Source organism: Shewanella psychromarinicola (assembly GCF_003855155.1).
GTDB classification, from domain to species: domain Bacteria; phylum Pseudomonadota; class Gammaproteobacteria; order Enterobacterales; family Shewanellaceae; genus Shewanella; species Shewanella psychromarinicola.
In genome coordinates this window covers 2428654-2446468 of record NZ_CP034073.1, presented here as the reverse complement: position 1 = coordinate 2446468, position 17815 = coordinate 2428654, and the positions used below count along the sequence as shown (strand labels likewise).

Genomic DNA, 17815 nt, shown 5'->3' with positions numbered 1-17815 from the left:
TGCCCATACTCATTTTACGAATGGACAATATCCTACAAAAAACATCGCGATTGTCTGCTACTTTAGCCATTTAAGTTGCTGGGTCATTTTTTGATGTAGCTTGTAAATTGGTAAGTTCGACTAAAATTCGTTTCTGTTGTCCCATAATGTTAAATAACACATGGCAACGTTTATCTGGGTTGTTCTCATCGAATATGGCTTCAAGGTCTTTAAACGGTCCGTCGACAAATTTGACTTTATCGCCTTTGCCTAATGGTTTTACCTCTTCTGGTACATAATCTTGAACTCGTCGTTTAAGTGCTGAAATAATTCTTTCGTCAATGGGCGTCATCACTTCTCGACAACCAACAATGCGGTTAGCGCCACGGGTATTGTGGATTTTGCTCACGCTAGTGATTTGAGGATCGAAATAGATAAACAGGTAGCTAGGGAAAAGAGGCGCCGTAACCATTTTTTGCTTGTTACGTACCGTTCTTTGCTGGGTGATCATAGGTAAATAACTATCGACTTGTTGCAACGCCAAATTTTGCTGTGCACGTATTTCATGACGCGTTTTGCAATACAGTAAATACCAAGATTTCATTATGACTCGCTTGTTTAAATTTGCTCATTAGTCTGAACATGTGACATCCCATTCACGGCCAAAGATAGTAGCAAAAATCTTGACCTATTTGAATGGATTTTTAAGCCTTAATGCCTATAAATACTGCGTTTAAGTCATTAATTGGTTTTATATTAAGCAAAAACACTATCAATTGTGATCTGAATCTTGGAGTAACTAATTGATTTATCATTCGACGTACACTTGACGTCTTTAATACACGCAGCTTGGTTAATTTTATTTTATGTTTCATCGCACTGGCATGTTGAGTCTATTCTAGAAAGGGCTGCGCGGCTAGATGCTAGGAATAGGGCGCCTGCGGCTGCTAGGACGACCTGCGGTCTTCGAGGACGCTTCGCTGCTAGATGCTATACAATCTTAGCAAAAGCCTAGAGCGCTGCGCTGCTAGGATGCTAGGAATAGAGCGCCTGCGGCTGCTAGGACGACCTGCGGTCTTCGAGGACGCTTCGCTGCTAGATGCTATACAATCTTAGCAAAAGCCTAGAGCGCTGCGCTGCTAGGATGCTAGGAATAGGGCGCCTGCGGCTGCTAGGACGACCTGCGGTCTTCGAGGACGCTTCGCTGCTAGATGCTATACAATCTTAGCAAAAGCCTAGAGCGCCGAGCTGCTAGGATGCTAGGAATAGAGCGCCTGCGGCTGCTAGGACGACCTGCGGTCTTCGAGGACGCTTCGCTGCTAGATGCTATAAAAGCTGAAAGCACAGAGCCTATCCGCATAGCGGCCTAGGATCTTAGCAGCGAAGCTGTCCCTAGCAGTGACGAAGTCACGCCCTAGAAGCGAAGCGCACTATCCGCGTAGCGGCCTAGGATCTTAGCAGCGAAGCTGTCCCTAGCAGGACGAAGTCCGTCCTAGAAGCGAAGCGTACTATCCGCGTAGCGGCCTAGGATCTTAGCAGCGAAGCTGCCTAGGATCTTAGAAGCGAAGCACACTATCCGCGTAGCGGCCTAGGACCTAAAATCTAGGACCTAGAGGTTACTGAGTTGGCTTGGGTGGATAATTCATCATTACAGCATCAATAGCTTTGTTGATGATTTGAATCCGTTGTTCCGGCGTATTCTGTTCTCGTACTGTATCGGCAACAGTGCCACGCCAAATCAATTTTCCGGTTTTATTATCCACTAAATCAACCATTAAGGTGCCAACTTCATATTCGCGCACTGTGGTTTCAGTTTGTATGCTACCACCTAACCCCCAACGAGGACCGTAATATGGGTTATAGCCATAATGACTGTTAAAGGTGTCGATATTAATTTTTTTATCGACTTTAGTGATGTAGTTAACCAATAAATCTGCGGTTTGCTTGTCTGTTTTACTGATACCTTTTTGGTTTAATTGGCTTTCAATAGCGGCGCGGATACGTTGATCCATGAGTCCGTCTAAATGATAACCCGCATCGTTATTTTTCTTCACTACCCATGAGTAGGTTTTGTATTGATCAAATGATACCGATGGATCGAAGTCTGAAGTCGATTTTAAGGTACTACATGCGCTCAACGCTAATACCGCAACGGCTATAAATAGTTTTTTCATACAGGCTCCAATAACAATGTGTATATGCTTATAAGCTTATAATGAGCTAAGACATTGTAAAAAGCAAAAGCCTGCTAATAGCCAAGAGCCTAGAGCGCTGCGCTGCTAGGACGCTTCGCGGCTAGATGCTAGGAATAGGGCGCCTGCGGCTGCTAGGACGACCTGCGGTCTTCGAGGACGCTTCGCTGCTAGATGCTATAAAATCAATAGCAACAGCCTAGAGCGCTTCGCTGCTAGATGCTATAAAATCAATAGCAACAGCCTAGAGCGCTTCGCTGCTAGGACGCTTCGCGGCTAGATGCTATAAAATCTTAACAGCGAAGCTGTCCCTAGCAGTGACGAAGTCACGCCCTAGCAGCGAAGCTGTCCTAGCAGGACGTAGTCCGCCCTAACAGCGTAGCGATCCTAGCAGTGACGAAGTCACGCCCTAGCAGCGTAGCGATCCTAGCAGTGACGAAGTCACGCCCTAGCAGCGTAGCGATCCTAGCAGTGACGAAGTCACGCCCTAGCAGCGTAGCGATCCTAGCAGTGACGAAGTCACGCCCTAGCAGCGTAGCGATCCTAGCAGTGACGAAGTCACGCCCTAGCAGCGTAGCGATCCTAGCAGTGACGAAGTCACGCCCTAGCAGCGTAGCGATCCTAGCAGTGACGAAGTCACGCCCTAGCAGCGTAGCGATCCTAGCAGTGACGAAGTCACGCCCTAGCAGCGTAGCGATCCTAGCAGTGACGAAGTCACGCCCTAGCAGCGTAGCGATCCTAGCAGTGACGAAGTCACGCCCTAGCAGCGTAGCGATCCTAGCAGTGACGAAGTCACGCCCTAGCAGCGTAGCGATCCTAGCAGTGACGAAGTCACGCCCTAGCAGCGCAGCGATCCTAGCAGGACGAAGTCAGCCCTAGTAGCGCAGCGACACTAGTTACTGATCCACACTGTTTGATAGGGTTGCAGTTGCATGGGTTGGGTGATGTCTTCAATCTGTTGGCCGGTTAATAGATCTATCCAGTAGTCGGCAATAGTAAGATTAAGTTCATTAATGGGTAGCGTGGTGACTTGATCAGATACGTTACTGACGCAGAAGATGCTCTGTTTACGGTTACGACTTTGACGCCAGAAACCAAATAATTGTAAGCCTAAGTGCAGGGTGAACTGGGTGGCATTGGGATGAAAAGCACTTTGCTGGGTGCGAATATTAATTAAATGAGTCAGCGCGGTTAACACTTGGCTATGGTCGCTATTGGTATCACTTAGCTGCTCAGTTAATTGATTGAGATCCCAACGATGACGGTTAATAGCACGATTATGTGACGTGTTTGCCAGCTTTTCATAGTCGTTGCGGGTTCCCAATAAACTATGAATATAAATACCTGGAATACCTTCTAGCGCTAACATAATGGTATGGGCACACACAAAACGTTGCATGCCCCAAGCGTCTTTGCCTTTAGTGGTACCTTGCAGCGCATCAAACAGGGCTATGTTCATTTCGTATGGTTTTTGCTGACCATCTTCTGTGGTTCGTGATGATATTTGGCCACCGAATTGTTGCATGGTGTCGACGAGTGTATCTATCTCATCGTCGTCGAGTAACCCCTCTGCTGGACGAAGGCCGATGCCATCGTGGGAGGCAATAAAATTAAAGTAGGTTGTGCCATCTTGTGCGGGCGGCATGCTCATAAGCCAACGCTTTAAGTACAAGCAACTACCGGTAATAAGGCTGTTGATTAACAATGGTGGCAGTGAAAAGTTATAAATGCTGTGTGCTTCGTTAGCATTACCAAAATAGGTCAAGTTTTGGGTGTTAGGGATATTGGTTTCGGTAATAATAATGGCGTCTTGTTGGGCATGCTCGATTAATGTACGCAACAAACGGACTATTTCATGGGTTTGCGGTAAGTTAATTGATTTACTGCCCACTATTTTCCATAAAAAAGCCACCGCATCTAGGCGAAAAATACTGATCCCAGCATCTAAATATTGCCGAATTATTCGTACAAACTCAATTAACACTTGTGGATTACGAAAATCAAAATCGACTTGGTCGTGGCTAAACGTACACCATACATGTTGAGTGCCGTTAGGTGTCTCAGTTGGCCTGAGTAGGGCTGAGGTTCTGGGCCGAACCACCGCGCTTAAATCATCCTCCGGATCGGCGGTAAAGAAATAGTCATGACCCACGCCCTCACCTTTACAAAAATGTTCAAACCATAAACTGCGGCTGGAACAATGATTGATGACTAGATCTGACATTAATCGTCGCTTGCTGGCAATGGCACTAATGTCTGCCCACGAGCCTAGACCTTCGTTAATGCTTGAGTAGTCGATAACGGAAAAACCATCGTCTGAGCTGTAGGGAAAAAACGGTAATATATGCACCGCATTGATGCAACTTAAATAGCTGTCGATAAATTGCGCCAGGGTTGTGAGTGGACGCTCACCTTGTTGGAGCACACTGTCAGCATAAGTGATCATAATGATGTCTTTTTCAGACCAATGATTAACAAAAGGTGCTGGTACTTGGCAATACTCAGTTATGCGCATGATGTCGATGAGTTGAACCGCCAACTCTGAGGTGCTCATGTCGAGGTCGATATCATTGTAAATGCAGCTAAGTTGTTGCTGCAGCTTTTGCTGTAATACTTCCATTACTGACATAAGGTGTCCTTGTTGTTCGAGGTTCGAGGTTCCAGCCTCGACTTATGGTGATAAAGCGTCATTAAACAGCTGCTTATTCAGCAATCCTCCCCGCCATCTTCGTTAGGTTTGATTGCATTGACTTACAATAGGCCAGATCTAGATGCAGCTATTTACACTGCTATTAACCCAACGATTAACCCGGCTATTAACTCGATGATTATTATCCCGGCTATTATCCCAACGGTTAACCCAACGGTTAACCCAACGGTTAACTCGACGATTACCCCCAACGATTATCCCGGCTATTATTATCCCAACGATTAAGTCGTGATCCGGTTAACTAAACTCGGCGTGATCGGCTTCAACGGCGGCTTTTAGTTGCTCAAGTACATCTGGCATGGCACTGACTACTCGACTCCATGTTGGCATAAAGGGGGTTTCCATTGGGTTATCTAAAAAGCGCTGCCCTGCCGTTACAATATTTTGGGCAAACATTTCAACGGCTTTTTCTTCTAAATGAATATCCGTGGTTAAGCCGTTCATTATCGCATCGTTATGATAGGTTTCGACATAATCTAGGGCGATACGGTAATAAGTCGCCTTAAGGGTTCGGAACGATTCGGTGCTAAAAGTATTGCCTTGAGTGGCAAGTTTACGAAAGAAGGCTTTGGTGATATCAATCGACATTTTAGACAGACCCTCTTCTTCGTTATCTAATGATAGGTCTTGATGTTTATGATCGTAATTGTCGGCGATATCGACCTGACAAATACGATTATGGGCATAATTGCGCTGCATTTCTGATAACACACCAATTTCTAATCCCCAGTCACTTGGGATCCGTAGGTCGTTGAGTACATCGCGTCTAAATGAAAACTCGCCCGCTAATGGATAACGAAAACTGTCCATATAGTCTAAATATTCGTTATAACCGACCACTTTTTTAAGCGCTTTAATCAACGGAGTGACTAACAGCCGTGACACTCGGCCATTAATTTGCCCATTGGAAATACGCGCATAATAGCCTTTACTAAACTCGTAATTAAACTTCGGGTTGGCCACAGGATAAAGTAAACGTGCCAGCAATGACTTTTCATAGGTGACAATATCGCAGTCGTGCAAGGCAACCGATTCAGTTTTTCCAGAGGCCAGAATATAGCCCATGCAATACCAAACATTACGGCCTTTACCCAATTCTTTAGGCGCTAAACCTAAGGTTTGCAGTTTTGCATCCAGCGCTTGTAAACGTGGGCCGTCATTCCACAAAATGCGGTGATGTTGGGGTAAATCGCCAAAAAAGCGCAGTGCATGTTTATATTGCTTGAGATCGGCTCGGTCTAATCCAATCACAATTTCGTTTAAGTAGGGTACCTCTTTCAATTTACTAACAATATCTTTAAGCGCGTCACCTTCTAACTCAGAATAAAGAGAGGGCAGTATTAATCCTAATGGCCGTGTTTTTGAAAACTTAATTAACTCTGTTTCAAGCTCTTCATGGGTACGTCGGGTTAAATTGTGCATTGTGGTGACAATGCCATTTTGATAAAAATCGGCCATATTACGCCCCTCCAAATGTTAGTTGGTTTTTCTGTGATTCATCCGATGACGACAATAGCGTTTGGGTTATACATTCAGCCCACCCTTTAGGACCGTATAGACTGCTTTTAATACTTTGTTTTTTTGTCGCTAATACAGGAAAGTCATGAACAGGTGACTTAATTTGTATGGCAATATCGGCAGCTTCGAGCATGGCCGTGTCATTACCACTGTCACCCAGTGCAATGGTAATAACAGGTGCGTGATATTGCTTGACATACACATCGGCTAACCATTTCATGGCCTTGCCTTTATCGGTATCACCGCCAACATGTAGAAATCGTCCGCCCTGGAGCATTTGAGCACCAACACCGGTCATCAACGCTATAAAGGCTTGTTTACTGGCTTCATCACCCTGCCAAAGTAGTGGTTCGCCGTAGTGCCTGATTAATGCCAGCTTGGCATTGTCTGGTGACAGATCGGTGACTTCACATAACGCTTCAACCGACAACGTTGAAAAACCAATAAAGTCATCGTCAAAGGCTGGTGCATGCTCTGTTAACAATTCGAGCCAATATGTTCGCGGCTGACAAAACTCTTTTACCCAATAATATCCTTGGGTAAACGTATCTTGTGGCTGTTGGTCAAAGTAACCAATAGGGATATAAATTACCGCACCATTTTCTGAAATAAACGGTGAATTAAAACCAATGGTTTGTTGGAGCTTTTCCATTTCGGCAAAGGTTTTACTGGTATTGGCAATAATAGGAATATGCCGTTCATTTAATGCTTCAATCACGTCTATTGCATGACTAAAGCTATAGTCATAATGGTCAAGTAAAGTGCCATCTATGTCAGTAAAGATAAGTGGTCGTGTTGTCATATCATCTCCCTTTTAACCAATGAACGCTTCGCTAAAGCCTAGGACGCTATAAAATCAACAGCCTAGAGCGCTGCGCTGCTAGGACGCTTCGCGGCTAGATTCTATACAATCAACAGCCTAGTCGCGTAGCGGCCTAGGATCTCGATGCCTAGAGCGCTGCTAGGACGCTTCGCGGCTAGACTCTATAAAAACTAAAGCATAGTAGCGAAGCGGCCTAGAATCTAGTCACTCAATCTTAGCTACAGCCGAGAACGCTACGCTGCTAGGACGCTTCGCGGCTAGAGGCTATAAAATCAACAGCCTAGTCGCGCAGCGACTTAATCTTAGCAGCGAAGCTGTCCCTAGAAGCGCAGCGCTCTATCCGCGTAGCGACCTAGCAGGACGAAGTCCGCCCTAGTAACTAAGCGACCTCACACTTATTCGATTTAGTTATTGATTTAGTTATGGATTGATTCAGGATATGTGCCAAGCATAATGACTTTGCACCTTAATGGCACAAATAGACTTTAGCCTTTGATATATATAACGTATTTAAAACACGTCAAGTGATGATATGAAAAGTAGTGCGGAGAATAAGCCTGATAATTGTGCAACAAAGACAAACGGTTGCACCATGTTGGTGCGAATTAAGCGGTAGCGAGCAAAAAAGCCTAGAGCGGTAGCGAGCCAAAAGCCTAGAGCGGTAGCGAGCGAAAAAAGCCTAGAACGCTGCGCTGCTAGGACGCTACGCGGCTAGATTCTATAAAATCAACAGCCTAGCCGCGTAGCGGCTCAATCTTAGCAGCGAAGCTGTCCCTAGCAGGACGAAGTCCGCTCTAGAAGCGCAGCGCACTATCCGCGTAGCGGCCTAGGATCCTAGCAGCGAAGCTGTCCCTAGCAGGACGAAGTCCGCTCTATAAGCGCAGCGCACTATCCGCGTAGCGGCCTAGGATTTTAGCAGCGAAGCTGTCCCTAGCAGGACGAAGTCCGCTCTAGAAGCGCAGCGCACTATCCGCCTAGCGGCCTAGGATCTAGATTAAAATTGATTTTCAAAATAACTTTCGATAATTAATACCGCTGAAACCGCATCAATTTGACCTTTGGTTAACGCTTTAAAGCCACCGAGTTCGAATAAGCGAGCTTTAGCATCGGCAGTGGTTAAGCGTTCATCTTGGGTGGCAATTTTAACCCCAAAACGACCGTTAATTCGGTTAGCAAATTTTCGTGCTCGTTGAGTCATTTCTTGTTCGGTGCCATCCATATTTAACGGTAGGCCGACGACGACAAGGTCTGGTTGCCATTCTTTTAATAATTTATCGATATCATCCCAATTAGGGATCCCATCAACCGCTTTAATTGATAGTAAAGGCGTGGCACTAGCAGTAATGGCTTGACCTATAGCGACACCAATACTTTTGGTGCCGTAGTCGAACCCTAAAACGGTTTGTGGTTGCATGTTTATCTCTTTGTTTAATCGCTTTAAAAGCAACAGCCTAGAACGCTTCGCTGCTAGAGCCTATAAAATCAACAGCCGAGTCGCGTAGCGACTCAATCTTAGCAGCGAAGCTGTCCCTAGAAGCGTAGCGATCCTAGCAGGACGTAGTCCGTTCTAGCAGCGCAGCGGCCTAGCAGTGACGAAGTCACGCCCTAGATCCTAGCAGGACGTAGTCCGCCCTAGAAGCGTAGCGACACTAGCAGTGACGAAGTCACGCCCTAGATCCTAGCAGGACGTAGTCCGCCCTTGTAGCGAAGCAGCCTAAAATCTTAGAAGCGTAGCGAGCTATTTTTAAGCATGGCCTATTTGACTAGACATTTGCCAAATATCAAAACCAAGTTGTTGAGTCGCCATTTGCCACAGGTGTTCATGATCAATGTTGAAAAGTAACTCTGGTGTGGCTTTAATCGTTAACCAGGTATTGTCTGCAATTTCTTGTTCAAGCTGATCTTTACTCCAACCAGCGTAGCCAAGGGCAACAATGAATTGCTCGGGAGATTTATCTGAACCAATCGCGGCTAATATATCCCGTGAAGAAGTTAACATTATCTCTTCACTGATCTCAGTGCTATTGATCCAATGTTTTTGAGGCGTATGCAGCACAAAACCACGTTCGGGCGCCACAGGGCCGCCTATGAGTACTTGATTGTCTAAGGAGAATGAAAACTCTGGCGATAAATATAATTCCATTTGTTCAAGCAGATCTTCAACTTCAACGCCAATGGGTCGGTTAACCATGATTCCCATGGCACCCTTTTGATCATGCTCGCAAATGTAGATCACCGCACGTTCAAAAAATGTCTCATCTAGTGATGGCATGGCAATTAAAAAGTGGTCTTTGAAGCTATCCATATACTCTCCCAAATCGTGTCTCAGCGATATGTATCATCCACCCGCTAATTTCACTGTGAAATTCAACTTTTCTAATATGGATTTTATTTGTTCGCGATTGTCGGTTTGTACTTCAATGCAGAAGTCTTTTACTGTACCACCGCAGCCACATTGTTTCTTCAGTTTTTGCGCAAGATCTTTTAAGGTTTTGTCATCTAATGCGAGCCCTTTTATCACACTCACGCCCTTACCTTTACGACCTTTAGTATCTTTGTGGATCCGCACTATGCCGTCACCAGTTGGAATTTCAGCTTGTGGTTTAGGTTGATCAATACGACCTTTATCAGTGCTATAAACTAATGCGATATTGGGATCTATTCTCATATTATTTCTTTAACGACGAAACATTATTTGAGTTTAACAAATCATAAAAGCAGAGGCGAGCAGTGAAAGGCGGTAGCGAGCAAAAGAGCCTAGAGCGCTGCGCTGCTAGGACGCTTCGCGGCTAGAGGCTATAAAAGCAAACAGCATAGCGAAGCGACTTTAGCAGGACGAAGTCCGTTCTAGCAGGACGAAGTCCGTTCTAGCAGGACGAAGTCCGTTCTAGCAGGACGAAGTCCGTTCTAGCAGGACGAAGTCCGTTCTAGCAGGACGAAGTCCGTTCTAGCAGGACGAAGTCCGTTCTAGCAGGACGAAGTCCGTTCTAGCAGCGCAGCGCCCTATAATTACAAGAAAGGTTTTACCAGATTGGCCATCATGTTGATGTGGTCATCGTTATCATTTAAACATTCAATGTATCTGAAGTTTTTGCCGCCGGCATCTTCAAATACGTGACGATTTTCGCCTTTGATTTCTTCTAAGGTTTCTAGGCAATCGGCACTAAATGCTGGGCAGATGACGGCGATATCAGTGATACCTTTGGCTGGTAGGCTGGCTATTGTTGCGTCGGTATAAGGTTGTAACCATTTAGCCTTGCCAAAGCGAGACTGGAATGTTGCGACGTAATCGTCTTCACTTAAGCCTAATTTTTCGACCACTAAACGAGTCGTTTTCAAACAGAAGCAGTAATAGGGATCGCCTAAATGCAGATTTCGCTCTGGCATACCATGATATGACATCACCAATTTTTGTGGCTTACCGTGTTCATCAAAGTCTTTTTGAATGGATGCGGCAAGGGCATCGATAAGATCAGTGTTGTCATGATAGGTATTAATAAAATGCAGTGCCGGAATATAACGCCATTTCATCAGTTCTTTGGCTAAAGCGTCAAACGCAGACCCGGTTGTTGGCGCAGCATACTGCGGATACAAAGGCAAAACCACTAAGTTGTCTACACCTTGTTTGTGCATAGCTTGCAAGGTGCTAGACGTTGATGGCGATCCATAACGCATCGCCAAATGCACACTGGCATCGTAGCCTTGTGCTTGTAATTGTTTGGCTAGTTTTGCTTGTTGACGTTGGCTGATATCGAGTAAAGGCGAACCCGCATCGGTCCATACTTTTTGATATAACGCTGCTGATTTAGCCGGACGAATACGCAAAATAATGCCGTGAAGAATAATCATCCATATTAGTTTTGGAATTTCCACCACTCGAGGGTCTGCCAAAAACTCAGCCAAATAAATGCGAACAGCAGATGCCGTTGGCGCATCTGGTGTACCTAGATTTAATAGTAATACGCCAGTTTTGCCACGTGCTTTATGGCCGGTGTCTTTATCTAGCCCTGAAAATCTAGCCAAAGTATCTTCTCCGTTATTGATTTGGATCGACAAATATATCTCACGCTGAATAACTCATGAGGTTAAATTAAAATTGTATCGCATTCATTTAAAACATAAAGAGTGCTGGGTATCGATTTTATATCAAAATACCCCGCACTCTGTAAATATTTATTTAAGCTAGACGGCTGATTGAAAGGGCTCAGTGAAAGAGCTCAGTTAAAGAATGCGGTAAAATAACTCACTTGAGTTAATGATTACAAAACTGATTCAATCGCTTTTTTCAGTTCATCGCTATCAGGTTTAACCCGCGAATTAAATTGCTGTACGGTTTGACCATCACCTGAGATAACATATTTGTAGAAATTCCATTTTGGTTCAGCACTGTTGTCGCCTAGGTATTTAAATACTGAGTTAGCACTGCTGCCTTTAACGGCTGATGTTGCCACCATGGTGAAGGTGACACCATAATTAATAAAACAAACATCGGCGGTTTTGGCTTCATCTTTTTCTTCTTGGAAAAAATCATCTGAAGGAAAGCCAATGACCACTAATCCTTTATCAGCATACTCTTTATGTAATGTTTCAAGTGCTTCAAATTGAGGTGTAAAGCCACAATGGGAAGCCGTGTTAACAATTAACACCGCTTTGCCTTGAGTGAGTTCACATAAATTAACGTTTTCTGTTGAGTGTAATTTTCGCGCTTCAACATTGAGGTAGTCAGGACAATTGGTGGCAAAAGCAGCAGAACTTAATGTGAATAAGCCAATGGCTGTTAGGTATTTAATCATTTTTAGTTTGTCCTTGACTCAAAGTTAAAAGGCACCGATAAATGACTTTATCGGTGCCTAATGAAATATCACACTATTGTACGTAATACTTTTTTATTGAGATCAAAAATGTTTAGAAATAGAAACCAACATTGATGTTCAAACGAGAATGCCATGCTGTGTCGCCATTATCGATACCCACACCTGGGCCTTTAACAAACCACATATTTTTACCGGCAATCCAGTCGACATAAGAATAAAACTTACCAGCAGTGATGGCACAACCCGTCACGTTTTGGACAGAATCATCTAGCCCGTCGCCTGATGCCATTACTTGGCTGTAATCGTTGTAACAATTTACATTAGTGATTGGACCCCAGTCGACATCAAACGATTTAGCTAAGTTAACTGTCGCAACATCGGCTTCAGCAGCAATTTCGAATGGAAACTGAAACGCACTAAGAGTAATACGTTCACTGTCTTTTACGTCATAGTCGTAATGAATATACTGTAACTGTAATTGCCATTTTTTCCAGTCAAGTTGCCAATGAGCTGCAGCTGCAAGGCTATCGACATCTTCACCATCTACGCTAGAGATATCAGCCATATAATCTAATTGGCTTAACTGTAATGAGCCACCTAACTTATGAGTGACGTCACCAGAAGTAAATTCACGCTCAACTCGGGCGTTTATTTGGCCTGACTCTTCATATGGAGATTGATCCGTTGTAGCAACGTCAAATGAATAGCGATCGACACGCGCACCATTACCGTATTCATCATTACTAAAGTAAGCTAGGTCGTAGCGCCAACCATCTTTTTCATTTTTGTAATGGATACCTGCATCGTAATCATCTTCAAAACCAAGATAATACGTTGCACCAAACCAAAATGAATGTGCTGCGTAAGGTAATAAGCCAAATGGTACTTGGGTTACACCCACTTGTACTGATTGTGCTTCGTCAAATTGATAACCCATGTAGGCATGATGCACTACATCCATGCTTTCGTACCAACGGTACTGAGCTGAGGCGAACAAGCCATCTTTACTCTTATAGTTGACATCGGCACGGAACAGTTCAAATTTAAGTTTGGAGTTATTATCGTAATCTTTCCAACCGTAGTTGATTCTTACTGCGCCGCCAATATCGACTTCATCAGTAACTTTTACAGCCGAAGCCGAAAATGGAAACAAGATTAGCGAAGATAAAACAGTGACTTTTTGCCATAACTGCATAATACATCCTTGATACATATTGTTATAAAACGTGATAAAAATTAGTAACGTATAATGTAATTACACGAAGTGGATTAATCGCTGAAAATTTAACCCTCTTTTATCATTACAGCATCTGTAATGACAATCCAACGTTGATTATAACAAAAAAACACACATTATGTGACGCTTGACCTCTAAAAAACCACCAACTGGCTTACTATCTGAACATTTTGTTCATATCACGACTAGTCCATATCGAGTGTAATGCCTTCCATGGCGCCCGATGAAGCCGCTTCGTTGTTTTGCAATTTAATCATTAAACGCAAATCATTAGGTGAGTCGGCATGATGTAATGCATCGGCGTAACTGATCTCACCTTCTAGATATAAATCAAGCAATGCCTGGTCAAACGTTTGCATGCCTTGCTCGCGAGACTTAGCCATGGTTTCTTTCAGTAAATGCAACTCGTTTTTAGCAATCAAACTGGCCACACGTGGAGTATTAATTAACACCTCAATGGCGGCTCGTCGTCCGGTTCCGTCTGATTTAGGAATAAGCTGTTGCGCCACAATACCGCGTAAATTTAATGACAAATCAAATAGCAGCTGATTGTGCTTACTTTCTGGCACCAAATGCATAATACGATCGAGTGCTTGGTTGGCATTGTTTGCATGTAACGTCGCCATACATAAATGACCGGTTTCGGCAAACGACAGTGCAAATTCCATGGTTTCTTGAGTACGAATTTCACCAATTAAGATCACATCTGGCGCTTGGCGCAGTGAGCTTTTAAGCGCGGCATCAAATGAGTCGGTATCAATACCCACTTCTCGTTGAGTAACAATACTTTTACGATGGTTATGCACAAATTCAACCGGGTCTTCAATGGTCAGAATATGCCCCCGAGAATGAGCGTTTCGGTAGCCCACCAGCGCAGCTAGCGAGGTTGACTTACCGGTACCGGTTCCGCCGACCATGATGATAAGACCACGTTTACTCATGACCAAATCTTTTAAAATGGCGGGAAGTTTTAAGTCATCCACTTCTGGAATTTGGGTTTCGATACGGCGCATAACACAACCGGCTGATTCTCGCTGCCAAAAGGCACTGACACGAAAACGGCCTAAATCTTTTGCCGCAAAAGCAAAGTTGCATTCGCTGCTGTCGTGAAACTCTTTCTTTTGTATATCACTCATTAACGACTCAACAAACATCAGCGATTGCTCTGGTGTTAATCGGTCTTCAGATAGCTGACGTAACTCACCGTCAATTTTGGCACTCGGTGGAAAACCGGCGGTGATAAATAAGTCAGACGCCTTTTTCTCAACCATCATATTTAAAAACGGACGAACATCCATGATCCAGTTCCTTAGAAATTAGCTTGTTTATTCGAACTTTTCTGCATCGCATCTTCGCGGGTAATTAAGCCACGATTGACCAAATTTTGCAGGCATTGATCAAGGGTTTGCATGCCGTGAGACATACCCGTTTGAATGGCTGAATACATTTGCGCGACCTTGTCTTCACGAATAAGATTTCGGATCGCGGGTGTACCCATCATAATTTCATGTGCGGCCACTCGGCCACCACCAATTTTCTTAATCAATGTTTGCGAAATAACGGCTTGAAGTGACTCTGACAACATGGTGCGTACCATGCTCTTTTCACCTTCAGGAAATACATCGACCACACGGTCAATGGTTTTGGCTGCCGAGGTGGTATGCAAAGTACCAAACACTAAGTGACCCGTTTCTGCGGCCGTCATGGCTAAACGAATGGTTTCAAGGTCGCGCATTTCACCCACAAGAATAACATCAGGGTCTTCACGCAGTGCACTTCTCAGCGCCGCATTAAAGCTATGTGTATGTTTGTGAACTTCGCGCTGATTGATTAAGCATTGTTTGTTTTGATGGACAAATTCTATCGGGTCTTCAATGGTTAAAATATGTTCATGTCGATTTTCATTAACGTAGTCGACCATCGCTGCCAATGTGGTCGATTTACCCGACCCCGTTGGCCCTGTCACTAATACCAATCCACGTGGGTAACTGGCAATTTTCTTAAAAATTTCTGGTGCACCAAGTTGCTCAAGAGATAAAATTTCAGAAGGAATGGTACGAAATACCGCGCCTGCACCACGAGACTGATTAAATGCGTTAACACGAAAGCGAGCTAGATTGGGGACTTCGAATGAAAAATCGATTTCTAAGTGTTCTTCATAGTCTTTACGTTGTTTATCATTCATGATGTCATAAACAAGACTATGAACGCCTTGATGATCTAACGCAGGTAAATTAATTTTCCTCACTTCACCGTCAACACGGATCATGGGGGATACGCCTGCTGAAAGATGTAGATCTGATGCTTTGTGTTTGACACTAAAGGCCAGTAATTCAGTGATTTCCATTGTAGAGACATCCATTAAACCAACATTATGACAACAATAGCAGACAGAATATCAATCGCCCAGAGCAGAATTAATCAAGCGGCGCAAAATTGTTCACGTTCTCCAGATGAGATAAACCTACTGGCGGTGAGCAAAACCAAACCCATAAGTGACATTATTGCAGCTTATCAAGCGGGGCAGCGTTTATTTGGGGAAAACTATGTCCAAGAAGGCGAAACTAAGATTAACGCCTTACAGGCAGATTACCCGGATATAGAATGGCATTTTATAGGCCCGCTGCAATCGAATAAAACAAAAATTGTCGCCGAGCATTTTGATTGGATGCACACCTTAAGTCGCGGCAAAATAGCCCAACGTTTGCATGAACAGCGGCCGAGCGACAAGTCGCCATTAAACGTGTGTATTCAAGTCAATATTAGCCAGGAAGAGTCTAAGTCGGGTATCAATTCTGCAAGTTTTGCAGATGTCGCCACGTTAGCACTTACTATCGCATCCTTACCCCACCTTAAACTGCGCGGATTAATGGCGATCCCAACCGCCACTGATGATGTACAACTTCAGCAACAAGAATTTAGCCAATTAAAGCAACTTTTTGACCAGCTTAAACAGCAATATCCTAGCGTCGACACTCTGTCTATGGGCATGAGCGGTGACATGGATATCGCCATCGCCAACGGATCAACCATGGTGCGCATCGGCAGTGCTATCTTTGGTCAAAGATAAAATCAACAGCCTAGAGCGCTGCGCTGCTAGGACGCTACGCGGCTAGATTCTATACAATCTATAGCAACAGCCTAGAACGCTGCGCTGCTAGGTCGCTACGCGGCTAGATTCTATACAATCTATAGCAAGAGCCTAGAACGCTGCGCTGCTAGGACGCTACGCGGCTAGATTCTATACAATCTATAGCAACAGCCTAGAGCGCTGCGCTGCTAGGACGCTACGCGGCTAGATTCTATACAATCAATAGCCTAGTCGCGCAGCGACTCAATCTTAGCAGCGAAGCTGTCCCTAGAAGCGAAGCGCTCTATCCGCGCAGCGGCCTAGCAGGACGTAGTCCGTTCTAGCAGCGCAGCGACCCTAGCAGTGACGAAGTCACGCCCTAGATCCTAGCAGGACGTAGTCCGCCCTAGCAGCGTAGCGACACTAGAACCGAGCAGCGTAGCGACCCTAGAACCTGGAAGCGTAGCGTCCTAGAGCTGAATTAGGTAACATACACAGCAATTGGACATAAATTCACTCTTTTATTGGATACAGACTTAATGACTCAAGCAAAAGTATGTTTTATCGGTGCGGGCAATATGACTCGTAGCATTATCAGTGGCTTAGTTACACATGGCTATCCTAGTGATCTTATTCATGCTACCAATCCAAGCAAAGGTAAATTGGATGCGTTGCAGCAAGATTTTGCTATTGAGGTTTCCCATGATAACCACGCAGCAGCCAAAGCAGCAGAGGTGATCGTGTTAAGCGTAAAACCTCAATTAATGGCATCTGTTTGTGAAGACTTAAGTTCACTGGATTTAGCGGATAAGTTAATCATCACTATCGCTGCAGGTATTCCGGCGTCTCGTTATCCGGTCTATTTTAATCAACCTATCAAGCTTATCCGCACTATGCCTAATACCCCAACTCAAATTGGCTATGGTATGACGGGTATTTATGCCGATGACAGTATTTCTGCCGAACATAAGGCCATTTGCGAAACATTAATGCAAAGTGGTGGCAAAGTAGTTTGGGTTGATAAAGAAGCAGAATTAGATCAAGTGATTGCGCTTGCGGGCAGTTCTCCTGCTTATTTCTACTTGTTTATCGAGTCAATGATCGCTTCTGGCGTCAATATGGGCATGGCTGAGGACAAAGCAAGACTCCTTGCTGAACAGGCCGCTTTAGGTGCCGCGCAAATGGTGATCCAAAACCAACAATTATCGGTGACAGAATTACGTCAGAATGTTATGTCAAAAGGTGGCACCACAGCCAGAGCGGTTGAAACGCTCCAGCAAGGCGGTTTAGTTGAATTGGTAGACCAAGCCATGACAAACTGCGTTGCCAGAGCCCAAGAGATGGCTAAAACATTTTAACGCTATGGGATGAATGATTATTTAACTTAACGTTAACCTCTTTAGTGCTAAAATAGTTTTTAGTAAAAACTCAGCTTAAACGCACGAAATCTGAGTGAAAATCGGGTATATTGC

At 44.4% G+C, this 17815-nt stretch carries 16 protein-coding genes; 3 read left to right on the top strand and 13 right to left on the bottom strand.

Annotated elements, in window-relative coordinates; translation table 11 throughout:
* Positions 1-70: 70 nt before the first annotated feature.
* The 3 genes from rfaH to EGC80_RS10715 all read right to left on the bottom strand — a co-directional run bounded on the left by rfaH (position 71) and on the right by EGC80_RS10715 (position 4800).
* The gene (gene rfaH, locus EGC80_RS10725) at positions 71-583 is read right to left on the bottom strand and encodes a transcription/translation regulatory transformer protein RfaH (protein ID WP_124012180.1); all 513 of its coding nucleotides are present in this window, start codon (positions 581-583) and stop codon (positions 71-73) included.
* Positions 584-1595: 1012 nt separating this feature from the next.
* Positions 1596-2153 carry a DUF4136 domain-containing protein gene (locus tag EGC80_RS10720; RefSeq protein WP_124012181.1) on the bottom strand — a complete coding sequence of 186 codons (558 nt, stop codon included), beginning with the start codon at positions 2151-2153 and terminating at the stop codon, positions 1596-1598.
* Between the two features lie 910 nt (positions 2154-3063).
* Positions 3064-4800 carry a sugar phosphorylase gene (locus EGC80_RS10715; protein WP_124012182.1) on the bottom strand — a complete coding sequence of 579 codons (1737 nt, stop codon included), beginning with the start codon at positions 4798-4800 and terminating at the stop codon, positions 3064-3066.
* A 117-nt stretch (positions 4801-4917) separates the two neighbouring features.
* On the opposite strand from EGC80_RS10715, the gene EGC80_RS10710 reads away from it, so the two are divergent.
* On the top strand, positions 4918-5106 hold the full coding sequence (locus tag EGC80_RS10710; RefSeq protein ID WP_124012183.1) for a hypothetical protein: 189 nt from the start codon (positions 4918-4920) through the stop codon (positions 5104-5106).
* A gap of 12 nt (positions 5107-5118) precedes the next feature.
* Here EGC80_RS10710 and EGC80_RS10705 read toward each other — a convergent pair whose 3' ends face one another.
* From EGC80_RS10705 to EGC80_RS10660, 10 genes are all read right to left on the bottom strand, one after another.
* The gene (locus EGC80_RS10705) at positions 5119-6339 is read right to left on the bottom strand and encodes a glycosyltransferase family protein (RefSeq protein WP_124012184.1); all 1221 of its coding nucleotides are present in this window, start codon (positions 6337-6339) and stop codon (positions 5119-5121) included.
* 1 nt (position 6340) lies between these two features.
* Complete coding sequence (locus EGC80_RS10700) at positions 6341-7201, bottom strand: HAD-IIB family hydrolase (RefSeq protein WP_124012185.1); 861 nt, start codon at positions 7199-7201, stop codon at positions 6341-6343.
* Between the two features lie 1015 nt (positions 7202-8216).
* Positions 8217-8636, bottom strand: a complete 420-nt coding sequence (gene ruvX / locus EGC80_RS10695; RefSeq protein WP_059744132.1) for a Holliday junction resolvase RuvX — start codon at positions 8634-8636, stop codon at positions 8217-8219.
* 330 nt (positions 8637-8966) lie between these two features.
* Positions 8967-9527 carry a YqgE/AlgH family protein gene (locus EGC80_RS10690; RefSeq protein ID WP_124012186.1) on the bottom strand — a complete coding sequence of 187 codons (561 nt, stop codon included), beginning with the start codon at positions 9525-9527 and terminating at the stop codon, positions 8967-8969.
* 33 nt (positions 9528-9560) lie between these two features.
* Positions 9561-9890, bottom strand: coding sequence for a stress response translation initiation inhibitor YciH (yciH, locus tag EGC80_RS10685; RefSeq protein ID WP_124012187.1), 330 nt, complete (start codon positions 9888-9890; stop codon positions 9561-9563).
* Between the two features lie 341 nt (positions 9891-10231).
* Positions 10232-11245 (bottom strand): ferrochelatase, encoded by a 1014-nt coding sequence (hemH, locus tag EGC80_RS10680; RefSeq protein ID WP_124012188.1) that lies wholly within the window; start codon positions 11243-11245, stop codon positions 10232-10234.
* A gap of 236 nt (positions 11246-11481) precedes the next feature.
* Positions 11482-12015 (bottom strand): glutathione peroxidase, encoded by a 534-nt coding sequence (locus EGC80_RS10675; RefSeq protein WP_124012189.1) that lies wholly within the window; start codon positions 12013-12015, stop codon positions 11482-11484.
* A gap of 112 nt (positions 12016-12127) precedes the next feature.
* Positions 12128-13231 carry a hypothetical protein gene (locus EGC80_RS10670; RefSeq protein ID WP_101034600.1) on the bottom strand — a complete coding sequence of 368 codons (1104 nt, stop codon included), beginning with the start codon at positions 13229-13231 and terminating at the stop codon, positions 12128-12130.
* A 227-nt stretch (positions 13232-13458) separates the two neighbouring features.
* A complete protein-coding gene (locus tag EGC80_RS10665; protein ID WP_101034599.1) occupies positions 13459-14571 on the bottom strand; it encodes a PilT/PilU family type 4a pilus ATPase in 1113 nt (370 codons plus the stop codon).
* 11 nt (positions 14572-14582) lie between these two features.
* The gene (locus EGC80_RS10660; protein WP_101034598.1) at positions 14583-15620 is read right to left on the bottom strand and encodes a type IV pilus twitching motility protein PilT; all 1038 of its coding nucleotides are present in this window, start codon (positions 15618-15620) and stop codon (positions 14583-14585) included.
* A gap of 27 nt (positions 15621-15647) precedes the next feature.
* On the opposite strand from EGC80_RS10660, the gene EGC80_RS10655 reads away from it, so the two are divergent.
* Both EGC80_RS10655 and proC read left to right on the top strand, forming a co-directional pair.
* Positions 15648-16343, top strand: a complete 696-nt coding sequence (locus EGC80_RS10655) for a YggS family pyridoxal phosphate-dependent enzyme (protein ID WP_124012190.1) — start codon at positions 15648-15650, stop codon at positions 16341-16343.
* A gap of 539 nt (positions 16344-16882) precedes the next feature.
* Positions 16883-17701: a pyrroline-5-carboxylate reductase gene (gene proC / locus EGC80_RS10650; RefSeq protein WP_124012191.1), complete on the top strand. Its 819-nt coding sequence runs from the start codon at positions 16883-16885 to the stop codon at positions 17699-17701.
* The last annotated feature ends 114 nt before the right edge of the window (positions 17702-17815 follow it).